Annotated in this window: 21 protein-coding genes; 6 read left to right on the top strand and 15 right to left on the bottom strand. The window is 42.8% G+C overall.

The features are described 5' to 3' along the window. Positions 1-33: 33 nt before the first annotated feature. Positions 34-1,035, bottom strand: coding sequence for a sensor histidine kinase (locus tag GZ22_RS11845; RefSeq protein WP_038562764.1), 1,002 nt, complete (start codon positions 1,033-1,035; stop codon positions 34-36). Further along, positions 1,032-1,721, bottom strand: a complete 690-nt coding sequence (locus tag GZ22_RS11840; RefSeq protein ID WP_038562762.1) for a response regulator transcription factor — start codon at positions 1,719-1,721, stop codon at positions 1,032-1,034. Before GZ22_RS11840 ends, GZ22_RS11845 begins: the two co-directional genes overlap by 4 nt. A 135-nt stretch (positions 1,722-1,856) precedes the next feature. Between GZ22_RS11840 and GZ22_RS11835 the strand changes: the two genes are divergently transcribed. Beyond that, on the top strand, positions 1,857-2,372 hold the full coding sequence (locus GZ22_RS11835; RefSeq protein ID WP_038562760.1) for a hypothetical protein: 516 nt from the start codon (positions 1,857-1,859) through the stop codon (positions 2,370-2,372). A 33-nt stretch (positions 2,373-2,405) separates the two neighbouring features. Here GZ22_RS11835 and GZ22_RS11830 read toward each other — a convergent pair whose 3' ends face one another. From GZ22_RS11830 to lacG, 5 genes are all read right to left on the bottom strand, one after another. Further along, a complete protein-coding gene (locus tag GZ22_RS11830; protein ID WP_217258982.1) occupies positions 2,406-3,497 on the bottom strand; it encodes a glycosyl hydrolase 53 family protein in 1,092 nt (363 codons plus the stop codon). After that, complete coding sequence (locus tag GZ22_RS18775) at positions 3,466-4,044, bottom strand: glycosyl hydrolase 53 family protein (RefSeq protein WP_217258981.1); 579 nt, start codon at positions 4,042-4,044, stop codon at positions 3,466-3,468. Before GZ22_RS18775 ends, GZ22_RS11830 begins: the two co-directional genes overlap by 32 nt. Positions 4,045-4,060: 16 nt before the next feature. Further along, entirely contained in the window at positions 4,061-5,764 is a 1,704-nt protein-coding gene (locus GZ22_RS11825; RefSeq protein WP_038562757.1) for a PTS lactose transporter subunit IIBC, read from the bottom strand. A 15-nt stretch (positions 5,765-5,779) separates the two neighbouring features. Then, on the bottom strand, positions 5,780-6,094 hold the full coding sequence (locus GZ22_RS11820; RefSeq protein WP_038562755.1) for a PTS lactose/cellobiose transporter subunit IIA: 315 nt from the start codon (positions 6,092-6,094) through the stop codon (positions 5,780-5,782). 73 nt (positions 6,095-6,167) lie between these two features. Then, positions 6,168-7,568, bottom strand: a complete 1,401-nt coding sequence (gene lacG / locus GZ22_RS11815; protein ID WP_038562753.1) for a 6-phospho-beta-galactosidase — start codon at positions 7,566-7,568, stop codon at positions 6,168-6,170. Between the two features lie 225 nt (positions 7,569-7,793). Here lacG and GZ22_RS11810 point away from each other — a divergent pair, with 225 nt between their 5' ends. After that, positions 7,794-8,558, top strand: coding sequence for a DeoR/GlpR family DNA-binding transcription regulator (locus tag GZ22_RS11810; RefSeq protein ID WP_038562750.1), 765 nt, complete (start codon positions 7,794-7,796; stop codon positions 8,556-8,558). Positions 8,559-8,570: 12 nt separating this feature from the next. Continuing rightward, a complete protein-coding gene (locus GZ22_RS11805; RefSeq protein ID WP_038562747.1) occupies positions 8,571-9,248 on the top strand; it encodes an HAD family hydrolase in 678 nt (225 codons plus the stop codon). A 34-nt stretch (positions 9,249-9,282) separates the two neighbouring features. Here GZ22_RS11805 and GZ22_RS11800 read toward each other — a convergent pair whose 3' ends face one another. Then, on the bottom strand, positions 9,283-9,879 hold the full coding sequence (locus GZ22_RS11800) for a flavin reductase family protein (RefSeq protein ID WP_038562745.1): 597 nt from the start codon (positions 9,877-9,879) through the stop codon (positions 9,283-9,285). An 83-nt stretch (positions 9,880-9,962) separates the two neighbouring features. Here GZ22_RS11800 and GZ22_RS11795 point away from each other — a divergent pair, with 83 nt between their 5' ends. Beyond that, on the top strand, positions 9,963-10,688 hold the full coding sequence (locus GZ22_RS11795; protein ID WP_038562744.1) for an ArsR/SmtB family transcription factor: 726 nt from the start codon (positions 9,963-9,965) through the stop codon (positions 10,686-10,688). 146 nt (positions 10,689-10,834) lie between these two features. On the opposite strand, the gene GZ22_RS18875 is transcribed toward GZ22_RS11795, so the two are convergent. Beyond that, positions 10,835-10,927 (bottom strand): putative holin-like toxin, encoded by a 93-nt coding sequence (locus GZ22_RS18875; RefSeq protein WP_245609660.1) that lies wholly within the window; start codon positions 10,925-10,927, stop codon positions 10,835-10,837. A 177-nt stretch (positions 10,928-11,104) separates the two neighbouring features. Between GZ22_RS18875 and GZ22_RS11790 the strand changes: the two genes are divergently transcribed. Continuing rightward, the gene (locus GZ22_RS11790) at positions 11,105-11,698 is read left to right on the top strand and encodes a C39 family peptidase (RefSeq protein WP_038562742.1); all 594 of its coding nucleotides are present in this window, start codon (positions 11,105-11,107) and stop codon (positions 11,696-11,698) included. Positions 11,699-11,722: 24 nt separating this feature from the next. Here GZ22_RS11790 and pbp4b read toward each other — a convergent pair whose 3' ends face one another. From pbp4b to GZ22_RS11765, 5 genes are all read right to left on the bottom strand, one after another. Further along, positions 11,723-13,015 carry a penicillin binding protein PBP4B gene (gene pbp4b, locus GZ22_RS11785; RefSeq protein WP_281176686.1) on the bottom strand — a complete coding sequence of 431 codons (1,293 nt, stop codon included), beginning with the start codon at positions 13,013-13,015 and terminating at the stop codon, positions 11,723-11,725. 159 nt (positions 13,016-13,174) lie between these two features. Then, entirely contained in the window at positions 13,175-13,642 is a 468-nt protein-coding gene (locus GZ22_RS11780) for a hypothetical protein (protein ID WP_038562737.1), read from the bottom strand. Continuing rightward, positions 13,643-13,837, bottom strand: coding sequence for a helix-turn-helix transcriptional regulator (locus tag GZ22_RS11775; RefSeq protein WP_038562735.1), 195 nt, complete (start codon positions 13,835-13,837; stop codon positions 13,643-13,645). It lies immediately after the preceding gene. A gap of 101 nt (positions 13,838-13,938) precedes the next feature. Next, complete coding sequence (locus GZ22_RS18045) at positions 13,939-14,688, bottom strand: DUF1129 domain-containing protein (protein WP_051748234.1); 750 nt, start codon at positions 14,686-14,688, stop codon at positions 13,939-13,941. Next, positions 14,685-15,014, bottom strand: coding sequence for a PadR family transcriptional regulator (locus GZ22_RS11765; protein WP_038562732.1), 330 nt, complete (start codon positions 15,012-15,014; stop codon positions 14,685-14,687). Before GZ22_RS11765 ends, GZ22_RS18045 begins: the two co-directional genes overlap by 4 nt. A gap of 194 nt (positions 15,015-15,208) precedes the next feature. Between GZ22_RS11765 and GZ22_RS11760 the strand changes: the two genes are divergently transcribed. Further along, positions 15,209-15,859, top strand: a complete 651-nt coding sequence (locus GZ22_RS11760) for a DUF975 family protein (protein WP_038562729.1) — start codon at positions 15,209-15,211, stop codon at positions 15,857-15,859. Between the two features lie 18 nt (positions 15,860-15,877). On the opposite strand, the gene GZ22_RS11755 is transcribed toward GZ22_RS11760, so the two are convergent. Then, positions 15,878-17,926 carry a CocE/NonD family hydrolase gene (locus tag GZ22_RS11755; RefSeq protein ID WP_174416615.1) on the bottom strand — a complete coding sequence of 683 codons (2,049 nt, stop codon included), beginning with the start codon at positions 17,924-17,926 and terminating at the stop codon, positions 15,878-15,880. Positions 17,927-18,047: the final 121 nt, after the last annotated feature.

Genomic DNA, 18,047 nt, shown 5'->3' with positions numbered 1-18,047 from the left:
CTAACAAACGAATAAAAGCGTGTGACAATCCTGTCACACGCCAGTCATGCCGACCATATCGTTTCGTTTCGGGAAAGTGAGTGTAAAGCATGTGCCCTTACCAGGTTCGGAAGCTACATCCACTTTGATTTTCAGAGGTATTGCCGCCTTCTTGGTCAAATAAAGCCCCATTCCGGTGGCAGCTTTATTATGCTGGATAGTCGATGTGAACCCCTGATCAAATATACGCGGCAAGTCTTTTACATCAATTCCAATACCATTATCCTGAATACGAATCTGCACATGGCCATCGATATTCGCACTAGAAATATAAATATCACTGTTCTCACTATACTTTACTGCATTAGATAACAGCTGACGCAGGATGAAAGTGAGCCATTTTGTATCGCTCAGCACTAGCTCTGTTTGCAAATCCAGGTCGAATCCAATTCCCTTTTGCATACACCAAGAACGCAAGTTGCGGATTTCCTGACTGATGACAGTTTGTAGTTCGATTTCTTCTATATATAAATCATTCTCAATGAAGGTGATACGCTTCTGATGGATTTGTGTATCCAACAGCATGTGTACACGCAGCCATTCATATGTCAGCTGCTGCTTCAGTACATCATCTTCAATACGTTCAATAATTAGCTGCATAGCAGTCAGCGGTGTCTTTACTTCATGAATCCAGGAGAGCAGTTCATCCTTCTCCCGCTCTAATGACTCACGGCGATCAGAAGAAGTTCGATTCAAGAAATTGACCTGTTCTTGAAGACTCTCATGAACGATATATTCGTATGGCCGATCTGGTTCTGGTAATGTTGATGCGTCTAAACTCTTCTCCCAATCATTCAAACCACGGTAATAACGCGTTTCCCGGTGATAACGGAAGAAAAGGAATACCGCAAGCAGCAGCCAGAACAGCAAAAGTACATAGAAAATGGAATCAAATGGAATCGTCGTATCCACATACGCCACTAATAGCAGCAAACCAGAAAGCAGGACAAACATACCTATCCAGCTTGCTTTATCCCGAAGATACTTTCGGATCATAGCTGACTTGCCTCCAGCGCACAGTAGCCTTGCCCTACTTTTGTTTCAATCTGCTGCCCGAGTCCGATATCATCCAGCTTTTTCCTCAGTCTATTTACGTTAACAGTCAAAGTATTATCGCTGATGAAACGCTCGTCATCCCATAGACTTGTAATCAGCTTTTCTCGAGAAACAATTTTGTTTTTCTGTTCTACTAAAAGTTTCAGGATATACATTTCGTTCTTCGTCAACTCTACTTTACCCGTATCATTTTCCACTTCATTTTTCTCATAATCAACCGTTGCACCATTCCATGTTTTCAATGTAACGTTATCGGTATTATAGTTATAAACACGGCGAAGAATAGCCTGTATTTTTGCAATCAGCACTTCAAAATGAAACGGTTTTTGGACAAAATCATCTCCGCCAAGCTGCATTGCCATGACCATATCCATTGGATGGTCCCGAGACGACAGAAAGATGATCGGAACATTGGAATGTGCCCGTATCATACGGCACCAATGGAATCCGTCGTAGCTGGGGAGCTGGATATCAATCAGCACAAGCTCCGGCTGCACACTTGAGAACTCTTCCATCACCTGTCCAAAGTTTTCTATCCCATGCACTTCATAAGACCATTGCGTCAATCGCGTCCTGATTTCTTCGAACAGACTTTTGTCATCTTCGATTAATAGTATCTTAAACACGTTCGTCACCTCATTTGTCTTCCATAAAATTGTAACGAATATGCACTGTTTTTACTAGCATCCCAGGGTAAAGATTGTTTCTATATCAGCCTTGTGCTAGAGTTTTCTCATATAAACAAAGCGAGGTCCTGCACGATGTTCGATCCTACTGTATTCGATAACTTGAAAGTGGCTTTCGAGAATCAGCTTTACGATTTGGATAACTTAGACAAGGAAATCACCATTGTATCCCGCCATGACCGCATGGATTTGGCCTCCATGTCACGTGAATTCCGTCTCGGATTCACGTTGCAGGCAAATGCGAATGTGACCGCTGAAATCTGTCTGGAAGCTTCCTTACGTGATTTGGCAGATGAGATTTTGGAAGAGCCGGACAAAACTCCGGGCTGTACATTACGCCTCTTCTTCTATACGACAGTAGAAGATCCTGATACAGAATGTCCTCTGATCGAGTCTATCCTGACTCAGATTTGGACGCCGCCTAGCCGACCGGAACAAACGCTGCAATATACGTATGATAAACAGCAAAAGCACTATCAAAATACTGCTGAAGTCCGCTTTGACAGGAAAGTGAATGAAAATCAGATGGAGGATCTGCCGAATCTGATTGATCATATTCTGGACTCTCTTGAAGCACTGACAACTGAATAAGAACAGCCCGCAGTATTAGCTGCGGGCTGTTCTTTATTTTTTTTGTAGCTTTATGTGATCGACATTCAGCCAAGCGTTCGCTTGAGCTTTGTTGTAGATGCCAATCTCTATTTTACCGTCTGTGACTTTGACATTATCAAGTGTTATTTTTGTCCAATCCGAAGCAACACCAGGTATTGTCTGCTTCAGCTGTGTACTGCCATTCTTCGTATAGATCTCAGAAGTTGTATGTGTGCCGCCAGACTTTACCCAAGCAGATAGTTTATACGTACCATTCTGCAAACCAGTCAGCTGCTGGTAGACAGAAGCTTCATATGCTTTTGAATCCCAGAACGATAACTTGTAATTCCCATCAAGTGCATCGGCTTCTGTTTTGACAGCTGTGCTTGTTGTTCCAGAAGCAGTCCATTTTGTCCAATCCGCCGGAGTTCCAGAGGATCCGCCTGATTCAAAACTGGGATTCTTCGCATAATTTGTCTGGGCACCCGCATTTGGAGTACCAAAGATCTTCACAGCATCCAATGCATTTCCATTGAAATCAAAGATTGCTTGGTTATCCCACTCATTACCCGGTTCATCTGTAACACCAAGATAATTCATACCTGCGGTCGTTGCCCAGGATACTTTTCCATTATTCCATAGCGGCTCCCAATAGAAGAATCCTGTTCCCTTCTTATTCGGCACTTGCTGTATTGACGTTACCAGATCCTGCATGAAATTATGTTGTCCTTTCGGGGTTGCTGGATAACCGGCAGTTGCAGCTTCTTCCTGACCAAATGCATTTTCCTTTGCATCGGCGTTACCCGTAGTATGACCATAAGCTGTTTCGACAACAATGACATCTTTTCCGTAGCGCTTGGATATATTATTCATATTTGTTTCCAAGTCATCCAGCGTACCGTGCCAATAAGGATAATAGGAAATTCCAATTGTATCGTATTCCACATTGCGGGCTGTAATTTCATCGAACCACCATTTAAAGGTTTCATAATTACCGCCCTCTGCCAAGTGCAGCATCAAGGTAGTATCTTTCGGCTCTGTATCCTTCACCGCTTTAATACCGGACTTGAGGAAAGCTGCCAATCTGTCGAATTCACCGCCCCCTTCCCCCCCAGCTCTTACCATGAGGCCACAGCATGCCGCTATTTAATTCATTCCCTATCTGAACCATATCCGGGTAGACATTTTGTTTCTTCATTTCCGCAAGTACACTGTACGTATAATCATATACCTTCGTGTTTAGCTGTTCGAAGGATAATCCCTGCCAGCTTTTCGGCAGATTTTGCTTGCCAGGATCAACCCAGAAATCGCTGTAATGGAAATCAAGCAATACCTTCATGCCTTTCGCTTTAGCACGCTTGGCCAAATCGATTGTCGTTTTCAAATCATTTGTGCCTGCTCCATACGTATTGCCCGCAACATCTTTCGGATCATTCCAAATGCGCAGTCGGACATAGTTAGCTCCATTGTCCTTCAAGATTTGCAAGGGATCTTTCTGCACACCATCCTCATAATACTTCGCACCAGCCTTCTCCATATCCGCCAGCGTCGAAATATCTGCACCACGGATGAAGGAGCTGTCATAGCCAGCCGCCTCAGCTGGTTGAACTACTGCAAATACACCCGAGAAACTTAACAGTAAAACAAACAGCAATATGAGATTCTTTTTCAAAGGTTTCTCCCCCTGTTTATTTAAGCTGACCGATAACATAATCCACTGCTTTCTTCGGATCACGCGTCAAACTGATATATTCTGCCCCTTTTGTTGCAGCTAATTTAATACCGAGACGATCAGTATCTTCTTTTATATCCTCGAAGTAGGACCCTACCTGAGGTGCCAGGATGACCATATCGTAGTCTTGCATGATTTCATAATGCGAGCCGTATGCTCCAGCAGATGCAGAGATCGGTACGCTGAATTGTTCGGCTCCTTCTGTTAAAGCATTGGCTAGCATAGCACTTGTACCTGCACCAGCACAAAGGACGAGGACGTTTGTTGGTTTTACTTCATTCGAAACAGATTCTGTTTCTTCCAATTCTACTGCTGCTTGCGTTGCTGCAAAGCCGCTTACTGCTGAAGCCATTGCTGGCTGTGTTTTTGCCGCAGCTGCTTCCAGCTGGGCATTGCTTGCTTCCTGCATGACGAGCTCTTTGTCGTATACCTTACAGAACGGCAGATAAATCAAGAAGTCTACAACAATCAAGGTCAACACTAGCACGAACGACCATAATCCCATTCCGGTTCCGAGAACAAGACCGATTGGTGCTGGTGTGGCCCAAGGCAGGACATACATGAAACTATTCATGCCTATCACATCAACGAAGAATTTAAAGATACATACGTTGATCATCGGTGTTAGTAAGAAAGGAATGAAGAAATACGGATTCAGGATAATCGGCGCAGAGAATAATAATGGCTCGTTCACCGCAAAGCTAACTGGGATGAAAGACGCCTTACCAACTGCCTTCAGCTGCTTGGATTTTGCCAAGAGCATGAAGATGAACGGTACTACAAGCGTGGCACCTGTACCACCCATCGTACCTACAAAGTTACCAAGACCTACTGTCAAGACATTGGATGCCTGCTCCCCTGCATTATATAGCTGCAGATTGGCTTCTACATTGACATAGATGATGGCTGCAATCGCCGGTTCAACGATAGACGGTCCATGTACACCGACAAACCAGAAGAATGCCATCATACCCCAGATGATCATGATACCAAGATAGCCGTCTGCTGCAGTAAATAATGGGGAAAGCAGTTTGACGAGTGCTTCCGCAAATGGCACATTCAGCGTAGTACGAACAATCAAGTCGATTATGACCATAGCAAGAACCGAGAATGCGAATGGGAAAATATCCTTGAAGGTCTGAGAAATCGTTCCTGGCACTTCTTTTGGCATTTTAATCGTAATATTTTTCAGTACACAGAAACGATAGACATTAACCGTTATGAAAGCGGATACAAATGATGCCAGTAAACCTTTGGTTCCCATGTATTCGGCAGAGAAACCACCGTCGATCTGCGAAACACTTAGTAGCATGAATCCAACAATGGATGCAAGCATTGCCGATGTCGAGTTGATCACTTTGTTCTTCGGCATTTTTCGGTTAACCGATTCACTTAGACTTCTGGCTGTAGTAGCGGAAACCAGTAAGCCTACCACACCCATAGAATAGTTATATACTTTCCACAGCCATGTCGAAACACTTTCCGGCCAGGCGAATCCTAGTACTTCCGGCAAAGCTGCCAGAAGGATGAAAATACTTGCGAACAGAATTGCAGGCATTGCCGTCAGGAAACCATCACGGACTGCCCCAAGATAGATATTTCGGGAAACCTTTTCAAAGAACGGTTTCCCTTTCTCAATTTGTCCAATAATCCCTTTCATCCTACATCCTCCTCATTAACTCGTTTTGCGGTAGAGCTCGACGAAGTCCTGTACGAGCTCCCGAAGAAGCAATGTTGTCATCAGATGATCCTGGCCATGGATGAAAATGAAGCCGATATCCATATCCTTGCCGGCTGCTTCATCTGCCAATATCTGCGTTTGTGCATTGTGAGCCATTTTTAGGTTCTCATCCGCATTTTTCAGCTCTTCTTCTACATTCTCGAAGTTACCTGTACGTACTTCCCGCAGCAGTTTCATTAGCGAGCTGCGCGCATCCCCGGCATATGCAACAATCTCAAAACCTAGCATTTGTAATGATTCTTTTGTCATAATAACCCTCCTAAAATGCTTTCATAATGGTTTTTCATAAAAGCACGGCGAGCAGGACCCACCGTGCAGGAAATCAACTGATTGTCTTTGTTTCACTTAAACGCTTGTACCAGTAAGCAGAAGCTTTTGGATAACGCTTTTGTGTTTCAAAATCGACGTAGAATAATCCGTAACGCTTGTTGTAACCATTTGTCCAAGAAAACAGATCCATTAAGGACCAGAGGAAGTAACCTTTTACATTCACTCCATCTTCTATCGCCTTGCCAATCGCTTCAAGATAGACTTTTAGATAGTCGATACGCGCCTCATCCATAATGACACCATCCTCGAACTCATCTTTGTAGCCCATTCCATTTTCCGTGATGTAGATTTTGTTGTAATGAGGATAATCCTCTTTTATACGTACAAGGATATCGTACATACCTTCCGGATAGATCAGCCAATCCCAATCTGTCCGCTTCAGTCCTTCTTTATAAATCCGCTCCCCGATCCCTTTCACTTTGTAGACAGAAGTTCCTTTATCTCCTGTTCCATTGTGATGAATCTGCGTTTCGCCATCATATGCTTTGACGAAATGGCATTGATAGTGGTTGATTCCAAGATAGTCATTCCGCTGGGATGCCTTCTTCATTATCTCGAAATCTTCCTCTAGGAATTCGTAGATTGCGTCGTTTGCTTCGGCGATTTCTTCGAGTGCCTGCATTGTCTTATCTGAATAGTATCCGAGATATGTAGCATCCAATAAGAAGCGGATGGAAAGTGCATCATCCAAGAAGGCTGCATGCTGATCTTCCGGTAAGTCCGTTGCCGGATATTTCGTTTCTAAAGAATGTACAACCCCAATTTCCCCAGGGTATTTATTGTCTTTAAACAAGTTAACTGTCCGAGCATGGGCAACCATCATATTATGCAAGCACTGTATTATCATTGAAAAATCACTTTTCACTGACGGAGGGAATGTTCCTAGCAAGTACTGGTTCGTTGCAACAGGATAAATCTCGTTGAATGTGCTCCAGTAGTGAACTTCATGAAATTCCTTGAAACAGAATTCTGCGTAGTCGACGAAGGCGTCTAAGTTGTCCCGATTCAAGAAGTCTCCTTTATCGAACAGTGTTTTTGGAGTATCAAAATGATGTAAGGTGACAAAGGCCGTGATATTCCGCTTTTGACACTCTGCAAATAGATTATGGTAGAAGTCGACACCTTCCTGATTCACTTCACCAGTACCCTCTGGGAAAATTCTTGTCCATGCTATTGAAATACGGATACCGTTAACGCCGAATTTCTCACAAAGTCTAATGTCCTCTGGATATTGATGATAGAAATCACTCGCAGGATCAGGACTGAAGCGCCCTTGTTTCTCCAGAAATTCATCCCAGGCTACTGGTCCCTTACCGCCTTCCTTCGTCGCACCCTCCGCTTGATAGGCTGCTGTTGCTCCTCCAAATATGAAATCCTCTGGCAACTTATACATGATTGGATTCCTCCTTCAAAATGTTTGTTTGAATAGTTATTAATTGTTTGTTTTTGTTATCTTTCGTTCATTGTAAACGGATACAATATACCTGTCAACGAAAATATTTCTATAATTAGGTAATTTAATATAGATTTGATCAAATAAATGTTTGTTGTTGTTTATTTATATTGACTGTATAAAGTTGCATATGATAAGTTATGTTTAAAGTTTAGAGGTGAAAATATGTTGAAAAGAGAGCGCTTATTAAAAATAGTGGACATCGTCAACAAACAAGGAATCATAACAGTCAACGATATTATCCACGAATTGAACGTTTCAGATATGACAATTCGCAGAGATCTAGATGAATTGGATAAAGCAGGGAAGCTAGTGAGGATACATGGTGGCGCACAAAGCATTACCCATGCAATGGATCAGGAGCTGTCCCATGTAGAAAAGCTAGATGTTCAAGTAGAGGAAAAAACACAGATTGCTTCATTAGCCGCCTCTATCGTAAGCGACCGAGATACAGTATTTCTTGGTCCTGGAACAACGATTGAGCTGCTTGCCCGCCACTTACTTCATAAGAAAATCAGAATTATCACGAACAGCTATCCAGTGTTTGAAATCTTGACACAGAGTGATACAGCTGAGATTATGCTGATCGGTGGTGACTTCCGCAAAAATACCGGTACGTTTGTTGGTCCACTTGTAAATAGTAGCTTACAAAAGCTCAATTTTACGAAGGCCTTCATCAGCGCGAACGGGGTTCATAATGAAGAGATTTCTACCTACAGTATTGAAGAAGGTGAGGCGCATCAAATTGCGCTGAACAATTCACGCAGTAAATACTTGCTTGTGGATCACACGAAATTCAATCGGGAAGATTTCTATGTATTTTACAACCTGCATGATATGGATTATCTACTAACGGATGACAAGATACGATCAGACGTCCAGGCGCATTACGAGCAGTATGTTGAGTTGCAATTACCACAACAGGCATAAGGGGGAATAAAAATGAAGGGCATCATTTTTGATTTCAACGGCACCATGTTCCTGGATTCCCATTTACATGAACAGGCTTGGTTCCACATGATCCGCAAGTATACTGCAACAGGCATAACAGATGAAGAAATTTTCACCAATATCCACGGTCGTACGAATAGTGAGATTTTACGACACTTCATCAACAAGGACCTCACAAAGAAAGATATCCAGAAGTTATCCGATGAAAAGGAAGGTCTTTACCGGGATCTATGCCTGAAAAATGAAAAAGACCTTGTACTGACAAAAGGTTTGGCGGAGACTTTGGATCACTTGAAAGCACAAGGCATGCCTCGTACGATAGCTACAGCAACGGTGAAAGAGAATGTTGCCTTCTACTTCGAGGTATTCAAGCTAGATAGGTGGTTCGATTTTGAAACTGTCACATTCGATGATGGCAGTTTCCCTGGGAAACCCGCTCCCGATATCTTCTTGATAGCAGCTAAAAAACTAGGTCTGCAGCCAAACGAATGTCTTGTTATCGAAGACGCCTTTTCTGGTCTTACAGCTGCGAAAAAAGCCGGAATCGGTACAATTATTGCAATCGATCCTTTCGGTAAGAATTATGAAGCCTTTGAACAAAATGAGCTTGGTGCTGGAGGCATCATTCAAGATTTCACGACTTTCCAAGAACTTTTACTAGTTAAATAGAGGGACCCCTCATCATACAGATGAGGGGTTCTTCTTATGCTCGCGCTGTCTTACCTAATTCTTCTCCAAGTCCAAAGTAATGACGGAAGTTGTAAATAAGCGGACTCCACTTACTCGGATCGATATGCTTTCCGTCTTTTATAATGCTCTCCTGAGCATGGATGGCTACAGCTTGCACCTCTATAATAGCAATACCCTCCATATAGTCCGGTTCTCTAATATGTCTTACTTCTGCTTCAATTTGTAATGGACATTCTGCAATAGCCTCGGCACTCACAACCGAAGAGATTTTTCTCGTTAGACCGGCTGTGTGGAATTTATCTTTTACAGAGATGTATCCATATGCTGCTTTATCCGAGGGAACAATATCTTTTCCTGTGCAAGCAGCAAGACTTTCGACGTGCTGCCATAAATCAGGACTGGGAATATTCAGCACACATTCCCCTCTCCGCTGTAAATTCTCATATGCTTTACCGGTTGTACCGAGACCGATGACAAGAAAATGATCCAATGCCCAGGAAGAGGATATCGGACTGATGTTCGTCGTTCCATCTTCATTCACTGTCGTGAGAAGAACAACAGGGTTGCCGTAATATAAAATTTTAGGATTGATTGTTTTTGTTTCCATCATGCTTCTCCCCTCTCCATCTTTAGCTTAAAATAAAGATATTACGAGCGTCATCGAAATATGGATGTTAGGAAAGGAGAATATATTTGCACCCTCAACACGTCGCAGCAGCTGCTAGCCTGCTTAGTGATTCGTCACGAAGTATCATGCTCACTTATATGCTTGATGGCAGATACCACACTTCCGGGGAACTAGCCCGAGCTGCCGGTATCACACCGCAGACAGCCAGCTTTCATTTAAAAAAGCTGGAAGAAGCCGGGTTCCTTGATCAAACCAAACAGGGACGTCATCGTTATTACGGACTAAAAGATCCCGCTATTGCACAAATAATCGAATCTCTGCTAACAATCACACCAGCTGCTCCAGTTTCCTCCTTCAAGCAGGCAGCTGAAGACCAAGCTATCCGCTATGCCAGAACCTGCTATGATCATTTGGCTGGCTCACTCGGCATACAAGTTGCGAAAGCTCTGATTGATAGTGGTTATGTAGTTCAAGATCACGATCAATATGTCCTCACAACAAAGGGAGAAACATTTTTCACTAGTTTTGATATCAACTTGGAAACAACGCGACGAAAAAAGCGTTCATTCTGCCACTGCTGCCTAGACTGGAGCGAGCGAAAGCATCATCTCGCTGGCGCATTGGGACATGCAATGCTGGAACGTTTTCTGGAATTGGACTGGCTGAGAAAAAAATCAGATTCACGGGCACTCCTTCTTACTGAGGAAGGGAAATATGGGTTTACTGAGGTTTTCGGGTTAGACTTTTCAGACGTACATAAAACACATGACAACAAGGTTTATTTACGATAGAATGTGCATAAGATAAATAACGAAAAAAGACCGCCTGGTGCTGGTAACATCAAACGGTCAAGCAATAGCAAGGATTCCTCAAAGGAATCGACCCACAGAAGAGCGAAAAAATAACCTACCCATCATGAGCTGTCACTCAAGGGTGGTTATTTTTTTTGGTTTTTATCAGACATAATCGCAACAACCAGCGTACCGAAAGAAATCATCAGCGTCAGCGTTTCGAATACTGTCAGAGGCATCACCTCCCTCCCTGGAGGGATAAGTGAGCCGACCACCCTTGAGTCATCTATGCTATTGTCTGTCCATTATATCAAGCTCGTCTCTTGGCCACATCTTACTTTCGGTGGAATTTTTCATGCAACGCCCCTGCTCTATTGCTATAATTAGGAAAAAATGCACGTAAGGTGGGATGAGATATGAAATTACTAGACGTACCTTACATCAAACAGCGACCCGAGCTGCCTTCCGGCTGTGAAGTGACTGCGCTGGCAATGGCTCTTTCTTATTATGGAGAAGCTGCCGACAAACTATTATTAGCCCGTGAAATGCCTATGGATGATACGTCTGTAGAACGCAATGAAGATGGAACGATCCGCATATGGGGCGACCCAGAAGATGGATTTGTCGGTGATCCATTCGATAATGGCATTACAATTAATCCTAATCCCCTGAAACAAGTAGCAGATAAGTACCGGTCCGGCAGTCTGGCACTTTACGGAGAAGCATTTGACGTCATTGAAACCCATGTTGCAAATAAATGCCCTGTATTAGTCTGGTTTACAATTCATCACGAGATGCCCACTCCACGTATTTGGCACACTCCAGCCGGGAAGGTCGTTCAAGCACCCCGCCCGCTGCATTGCATCATTGTCACCGGCATGGATGACGACTACGTTTATTTTCATGACTGTGAATCAACTGATAAAAGCGGAGAGCATATAAAGATTGAAAAAGCCCATTTTACTAGAATTTATGATGCGATGGGAAGACGCGCACTCGTTATCACATGAAAAAACACGGTCTATGACCGTGTTTTATTTCATTGCCTCATATATTGCCTGGACAACTGGTCCATAATCTCCTGTTGCATATTCGTCACCAGCAAACAGATTACTGTTTTCTGCCGGATTGAGCACAGGCGTGTGCTTTTTGTTTGTCAGCAAAACAATACCAAGGTCATATTCTGGGTCGAGGATCGTAACTGTGCCGGTCCAGCCCGTATGACCATAAGCTGTGTCACTTGCTAACGAACCAAACATCCAATCCATCGTCCCTTCATCGCCATTTCTGCGCCAGCCAAGGCCATACGTTTCATTTGTAGGGGAAGCCTCTATAAATTCATCAATTACATCTTCATCGAAAAATTCCTGTCTGCCATACCCTCCGCCATTCAGCATGACTTGCAGCAAAACAGCCATATCATTCGTTGTTGAGAAAAGTCCCGCATGGCCGGATATTCCATCCATTGCATAATAGCTCTTCTCATCATGTACTTCTCCAATAATTGTTTCCGTCCTGATATTCGGGAAAGAGAAATACCCATCTCTTGTGTTCCCGAGCCGCTCGGTGGCAGCCACATCTTTCACCTTCACACCATTTTCCAATGGATTGAACATCGTATTCTTCAGACGGAGCGGCTCATAGAAGGTCTCGTCCACATAAGCATCCAGTCTTTCTCCTGTCACACGTTCCACTATGACACCCAAGAGCATATAATCGATGTCGCTATACAGATGGTCTGTTCTAGGTTCATATTGAAGCGGAACCTTAGGCAATAGTTCGATTGTACGCTCTCGATCCTGCGAATAAAATGCTCCTGCTGTATCTGGATTGTGAAACTCGATACTCGCCGGAAAACCTGCCTGGTGCTGCAACAGATCTTGTATCAAAATAGTATCCTTCCCTTTTATCTCTGCATTTGCCTCATCCTTGAATTCAGGAATAAAATCACTGACTTTATCCGTCAACCTGATTTCTCCCTCACTGACCAGATACTGCAGTGCAAAATTGGTGGCGTACATCTTTGTATTGGAAGCCAGATCATATAATGTATCTTTCTTCACTTTCTTAGGATGCTTCATCTCCTCCAGTCCGTCATACACCTGGCGGTAACCATACCGGGAATCCTTCACAATCTTTCCGTCTTTTATAATGATTAGTGATGCTCCTGGAAACCCATTTACAATATCAGTTTCAATTAATTCATCCACTTTCGCTAAACCTTTTTTCGTGAATCCAGCTTCTTCAACTTTCTTCACCTTTTCCAATGTTGGGTATTCATGGGTGTGTGCCAATGTTTCGGTAGGGACAAATAATAACAAGAACATAAGTGGGAAAATAGCAAGCTGCTGGCCAATACGTTTCATCCGTACTCCTCCTTTGTCTTGTCTACTGTTTCCCTTCAGCAAAAACAAATTCCTTTCTCTACCCAAAAAACACGAAAAAAGCACTGCGAGATGCAGTGCTTAGACAGGTAAATGATCTGGTCAGTCAATCAGTTCTCGGTTTTTCTGGTAGGACCTTTTTAGTGATACATAATTAGTTAAGAATAGCAGTAATGCTGCAATGAAGGTTACGATTAGACCCTCTATTAGAGGGACTGACATCGAGCCAAATGCATAGAATGACGACATGCTTACACACATAATAAGAAGAAATGACGTTGATTTAATTACAATTACTTTCCTCTCTCGTCGGTAAGCTTTTTCTGTCATGATTTCAGCAAACTCCATACCAGACAGTATGTAACGAATCCAGATGTAAGCTATTGTCCCGAAGAGCAAACACAACAATGCAATCTCACTATCTATAAGGGAAGGCTTGAGGCGAGAAGTAACAAGCAACACAATCATAGCTATCAGCTGCAGAATAGCCGCTTCCGCAAAATAAACAAGCATATTCCTCCGCTTATATTCATCATCCGGCAGCAAAAAACGAATCCATGTTTTCTCCATTCAGTCTACCTCCCAGAATAATTCATCCAATGTCTTCCCTAACGCCTTTGCGATTGCAACACAAAGCTGAAGCGTGGGATTGTACTCTCCTTTTTCGATCAAACCAATAGTCTGCCTGGTGACCCTCACTTGCCTGGCCAGTTGCTCCTGCGTCATTTTCTGTTCCATTCTTGTAAACTTCACTTTGTTTTTCATAAATAGGATTCTCCTATGCAATATATAAATTGCATTTGTTAGGTATATATTACATGCAAATCATTTTCCAGTCAATAAAAAAACGCATGCCACAGCATGCGTTAATCTTCTTTTTTATTTTGTATAAAGTACCATATCGTCATCGAAAGAGACAGAATAATAAAGATCGACATTAAAATGAAAAACTTACTTTCCTCATTTATATTAGTGTATCGCAAAATTATCTGAGGAATATAGAGAACTGCCGGTACTACGACAGAAATCCACGCTTTCCAGTATAATGCTGCAGCAATAAAAATGAGGCAAGCAGCAATGATTACAACTGTATTCATGAGCGGACTGATTGTTATCGCTGGTGTCTCTATAAAAAGATCTGTTAATAGTATTCCAATGAACATTGCAGTAGGCACTGTTCCCATTAGCAAATATAGAAATAATGTCACTTTCTTGGATACCTTATTTGCCGCTATGAACCGATATAAACTAAACAGTAATAGTATTGTGATCACAAATACGGCGGGACTTCCAATTAGAGCCAACAAGGAATAACTCCGATCATCTGCTATTGCTTTATTCATGATAAGATACGCAAAGCCATTCAACATGATTAGCGGAACAAATATAAGCCAAAACCGACTATCCTTTTCTACTTCTACTTCGATTTCCTTCATGTATGCTTTTGGTGACTTACCAATGATATGCTCGACACTTTTGCCATCTTGCTCTGCTTCATACAAGTGGTCCTCCAGTTCTTCCATTATCTCAATTACTTCTGCTTCCTTCCTGCTGCTGGCAAATAAATAAATCCGCAAGTTATCAAGAAACGTCTGACTTTCTTTAGATAATGTCACGATTGATGCCTCCTCAGAATATTATCTACACTGGACGAGACTGCCGCCCACCTTTCTTTAAAACCTTCTAATTCTGCTTGACCTTCTGTGGTTAACTGATAATACTTCCGCTTTGGTCCGCCTGATGGCAGTACTTTACTCGTCGTCGAGACAAGACCTTCTTTCTTCATGCGGAGCAATAGCGGATAAATACTGCCCTCACTAACCATGGTAAAGCCATATGAAGCTAGTTTTTCTACCATCTCATAACCGTACGTTTCACGCTCAGCAATGATGGCAAGCAGACAACCCTCCAGGATGCCTTTTAATAATTGGCTGGTTGACAAAGTTGACTTCCTCCTCAACTATATTGTTTTACAAGATAGTTGGACAAAAAAAGAACCCCACTACTTTGTTTTGCAAGATAGTTACACTTTAACATGTACTCCTCAAAATAACAACCATACTTTTCCATTAATGTATGGTATGCTCAATGCAGCACGAGACATATACATTAGAAAAAACGCTGGGGGACAAATATGTGATTGATAATCGTACTCTAAAACAGGATGCACTAGACAGTCTTAGCGGCAATTGGGGAAAAGGTGTACTTGCAGTCCTCCTCTTCTCCGTCATTTCATTTATCATAAAGATAATAACAGACTCTTGGTTTGGCTTTTCTACTGTAATTGGAGAAGAAATCACCGTAAAGAATGAGTCGCTCAGTTTTGTACGAGATACTCTTCTGGATTATGTGTTGCTTATGCCACTTTTTGTAGGAACAACTTGGCTATTTCAAAGCTTTGTTCAAGGAGATCGACCTTCGTTCAGTTTCATCTTTACACCTTTCAGACGTTTCTGGCGGTACATGCTGACAGGTTTAATTTTGACTGTCTTGCTGACTTTTTGGACCTTGTTATTGATTGTACCTGGTATCATCAAATATTTAAGTTATTCCCAGACGCTTTACATCTTGCGGGAGAATCCACACTATTCTATTTTCGAAGCTATTCGGGAAAGTAAAGAAAAAATGCGCGGCAATAAGGGCAGGTTATTCTTGCTACAGCTCAGCTTTATCGGATGGGCCTTATTAACAATATTAACTTTAGGCATCGGTGCATTTTGGCTGGAACCATACTTCCGGACAACTATGGCCAGTTTCTATGAACTAAAAATAAAGCAGGCATCCTGAAAATGCCTGCTTTTATTCTTACATAAAATCTCTAGTAATTTTTTCATTCCATTCCTTTGTAAATACTTCTTTTTCTCCCTCAAAGGCGTTAAGTTTATGCTTCAGATAAAAGTACTTCTCATCACACCACATATGACAGGACAAATCCAAATGCGTCTGCCAATCATCGCTCCCTATATCCATTGTCCAATCACATTGGACACTAGCAGAAAGCGGATCTCCTTCTTTAATTGTATAAACGTTGCGGTTTGTACTGCCATATTCCATTCCGTTATCCGCAAGCTTACGCGCACCTTCATCTGAATAATCATCCAGAATCCATGTTTTCTCCACCATGTCGTACTGTATCTGCCGCTTTCGACTTTCAGGTCGCAATACTTCCTTCTTCAACACCGGCGCTGTTTCAGGCTGCTGGAATGCTGGCAGCTGATCATCGATAGATTGTACTTTCCTGGTTGGCAGTATCAGTTTTGTCTTTTCACCAGGATAGATGGTAAGGGTTGCTTCTTTCGGGGAAGGCCAAGCATGCGGCCAATATGTCGGTGCAACGGCTACTTGCCAGCTGTGCCCCGCAGGAATAGCATGTGCAATATCATTAAGCTGTACGGTTACTTGTATCTTCTCTCCTGGTGTTATCTTTTCCGGAAATTCGTGACTGTTCCGGTGCGTTAAATTGAGCATTCCCCATGTTACACGGGTAACACTTCCATCAGGGGCAACATCATTTAATCGAACTGCCAACAGCGCCTGCTCCTGATCACTTGCTATCTCTACATGCAGTTTCGGAGCCCCGAGGATTTCCATTCTTTCTTCTAATGGTGCACTGGTGAATACTGTAGAAAATCCATTTTCTAAGCGTTGATCCGATGGCATATCCCCCGGCTGTCCAAATGGACAAAACACGCCCGCATAAAGTCCATGCTGCTGCATGCTTGAAACATTTATAGGCAACCCGCTTCTAGCTTCTTCCCCTAGTTCTTGATTGAACAAGTACAGTTGCTTCTGCTTGATAACTGGTGAGGGCCATTGTGTTTCTGCTATCCATCTGCCTGGTCTCTCTTCATATTCGACTTGCGGAGGTACACTTTCCTGCATCCAGGCTCGAAGCATCGGCTCTTTCATAATGCCTGTATCTTTCCCTTTCAGCCAGTGATCCCACCAACGCAAGCATTCTTGTAAGAATCCGATTGATGGCCCTGGTATGGCAACCTCCGGATATTCATGCGCCCAAGGTCCAATCAGCCCTTTTTTCGGTGATTTTAAACCTTCCAAAAGCCGAGGAATAGCATTTGTATAACCGTCTGCCCATCCTCCAACAGCAAATACAGGTACTTCTATATCCTGATAATCCTCATTTACGGAACCATGTTTCCAATATTCATCCCGTCGCTGGTGCCGGACCCATTCTTCTGCAAATGGCGGTGTCTCTTCCATGCGGCGAATCCAGTCCTCCCGCCACTTTTCCCCAACGATCTCGGGATCAGCAGGTCTTGCATTATACGCAAACATCGTTGACGCCCACCAAAGCATATCCGATGCGAGCAGTGCCCCGCCTTTATAATGGACATCATCTGCATAACGATCATCGGTCGAACAAAGTGTAATAACCGCTTGCAGCTCTGGAGGTCTTCTGGCAGCTACCTGCAGTCCATTGAATCCTCCCCATGATTTCCCGATCATACCTACTTTGCCCGTTGACCATGGCTGTTCAGCTATCCATTTTAGAACATCTTCAGCATCATCTTGCTCTTGCGGCAAATACTCATCATAAAGAATACCTTCTGAATCTCCGCTTCCGCGGATGTCTACTCGCACACTAGCATATCCATGACCTGCGAAGTAAGGATGGCGAATGCTATCACGCAACGCAGTAAAATCATCTTTTCGATACGGGATATATTCCAATATACCTGGTACCGGTGTTTCTTCTGCATCTTCAGGAAGCCAGATTCTCGCCGATAATTTCACACCATCTCTCATTGGAATCCAAACATGGGGTATTTCTTTTACCTGATGCGGATAAGTCGTCTTAATTTGCAGTTGATTATCACGTACATTGAATACCATCTCTATCTTCCCTCCTAGGTAAATTTGCATTGTTAAGCTTCTATGCTATACTTTATAATCATGATTACTTTTTAATCGAGATTATAATAACATACGCGATTACGACTTAACAACCATAGGG

Source organism: Terribacillus saccharophilus (genome assembly GCF_000725365.1).
GTDB classification, from domain to species: domain Bacteria; phylum Bacillota; class Bacilli; order Bacillales; family Amphibacillaceae; genus Terribacillus; species Terribacillus saccharophilus.
The sequence above is the reverse complement of the archived record's forward strand: the minus strand, read 5'-3'. Positions and strand labels throughout refer to the sequence as shown.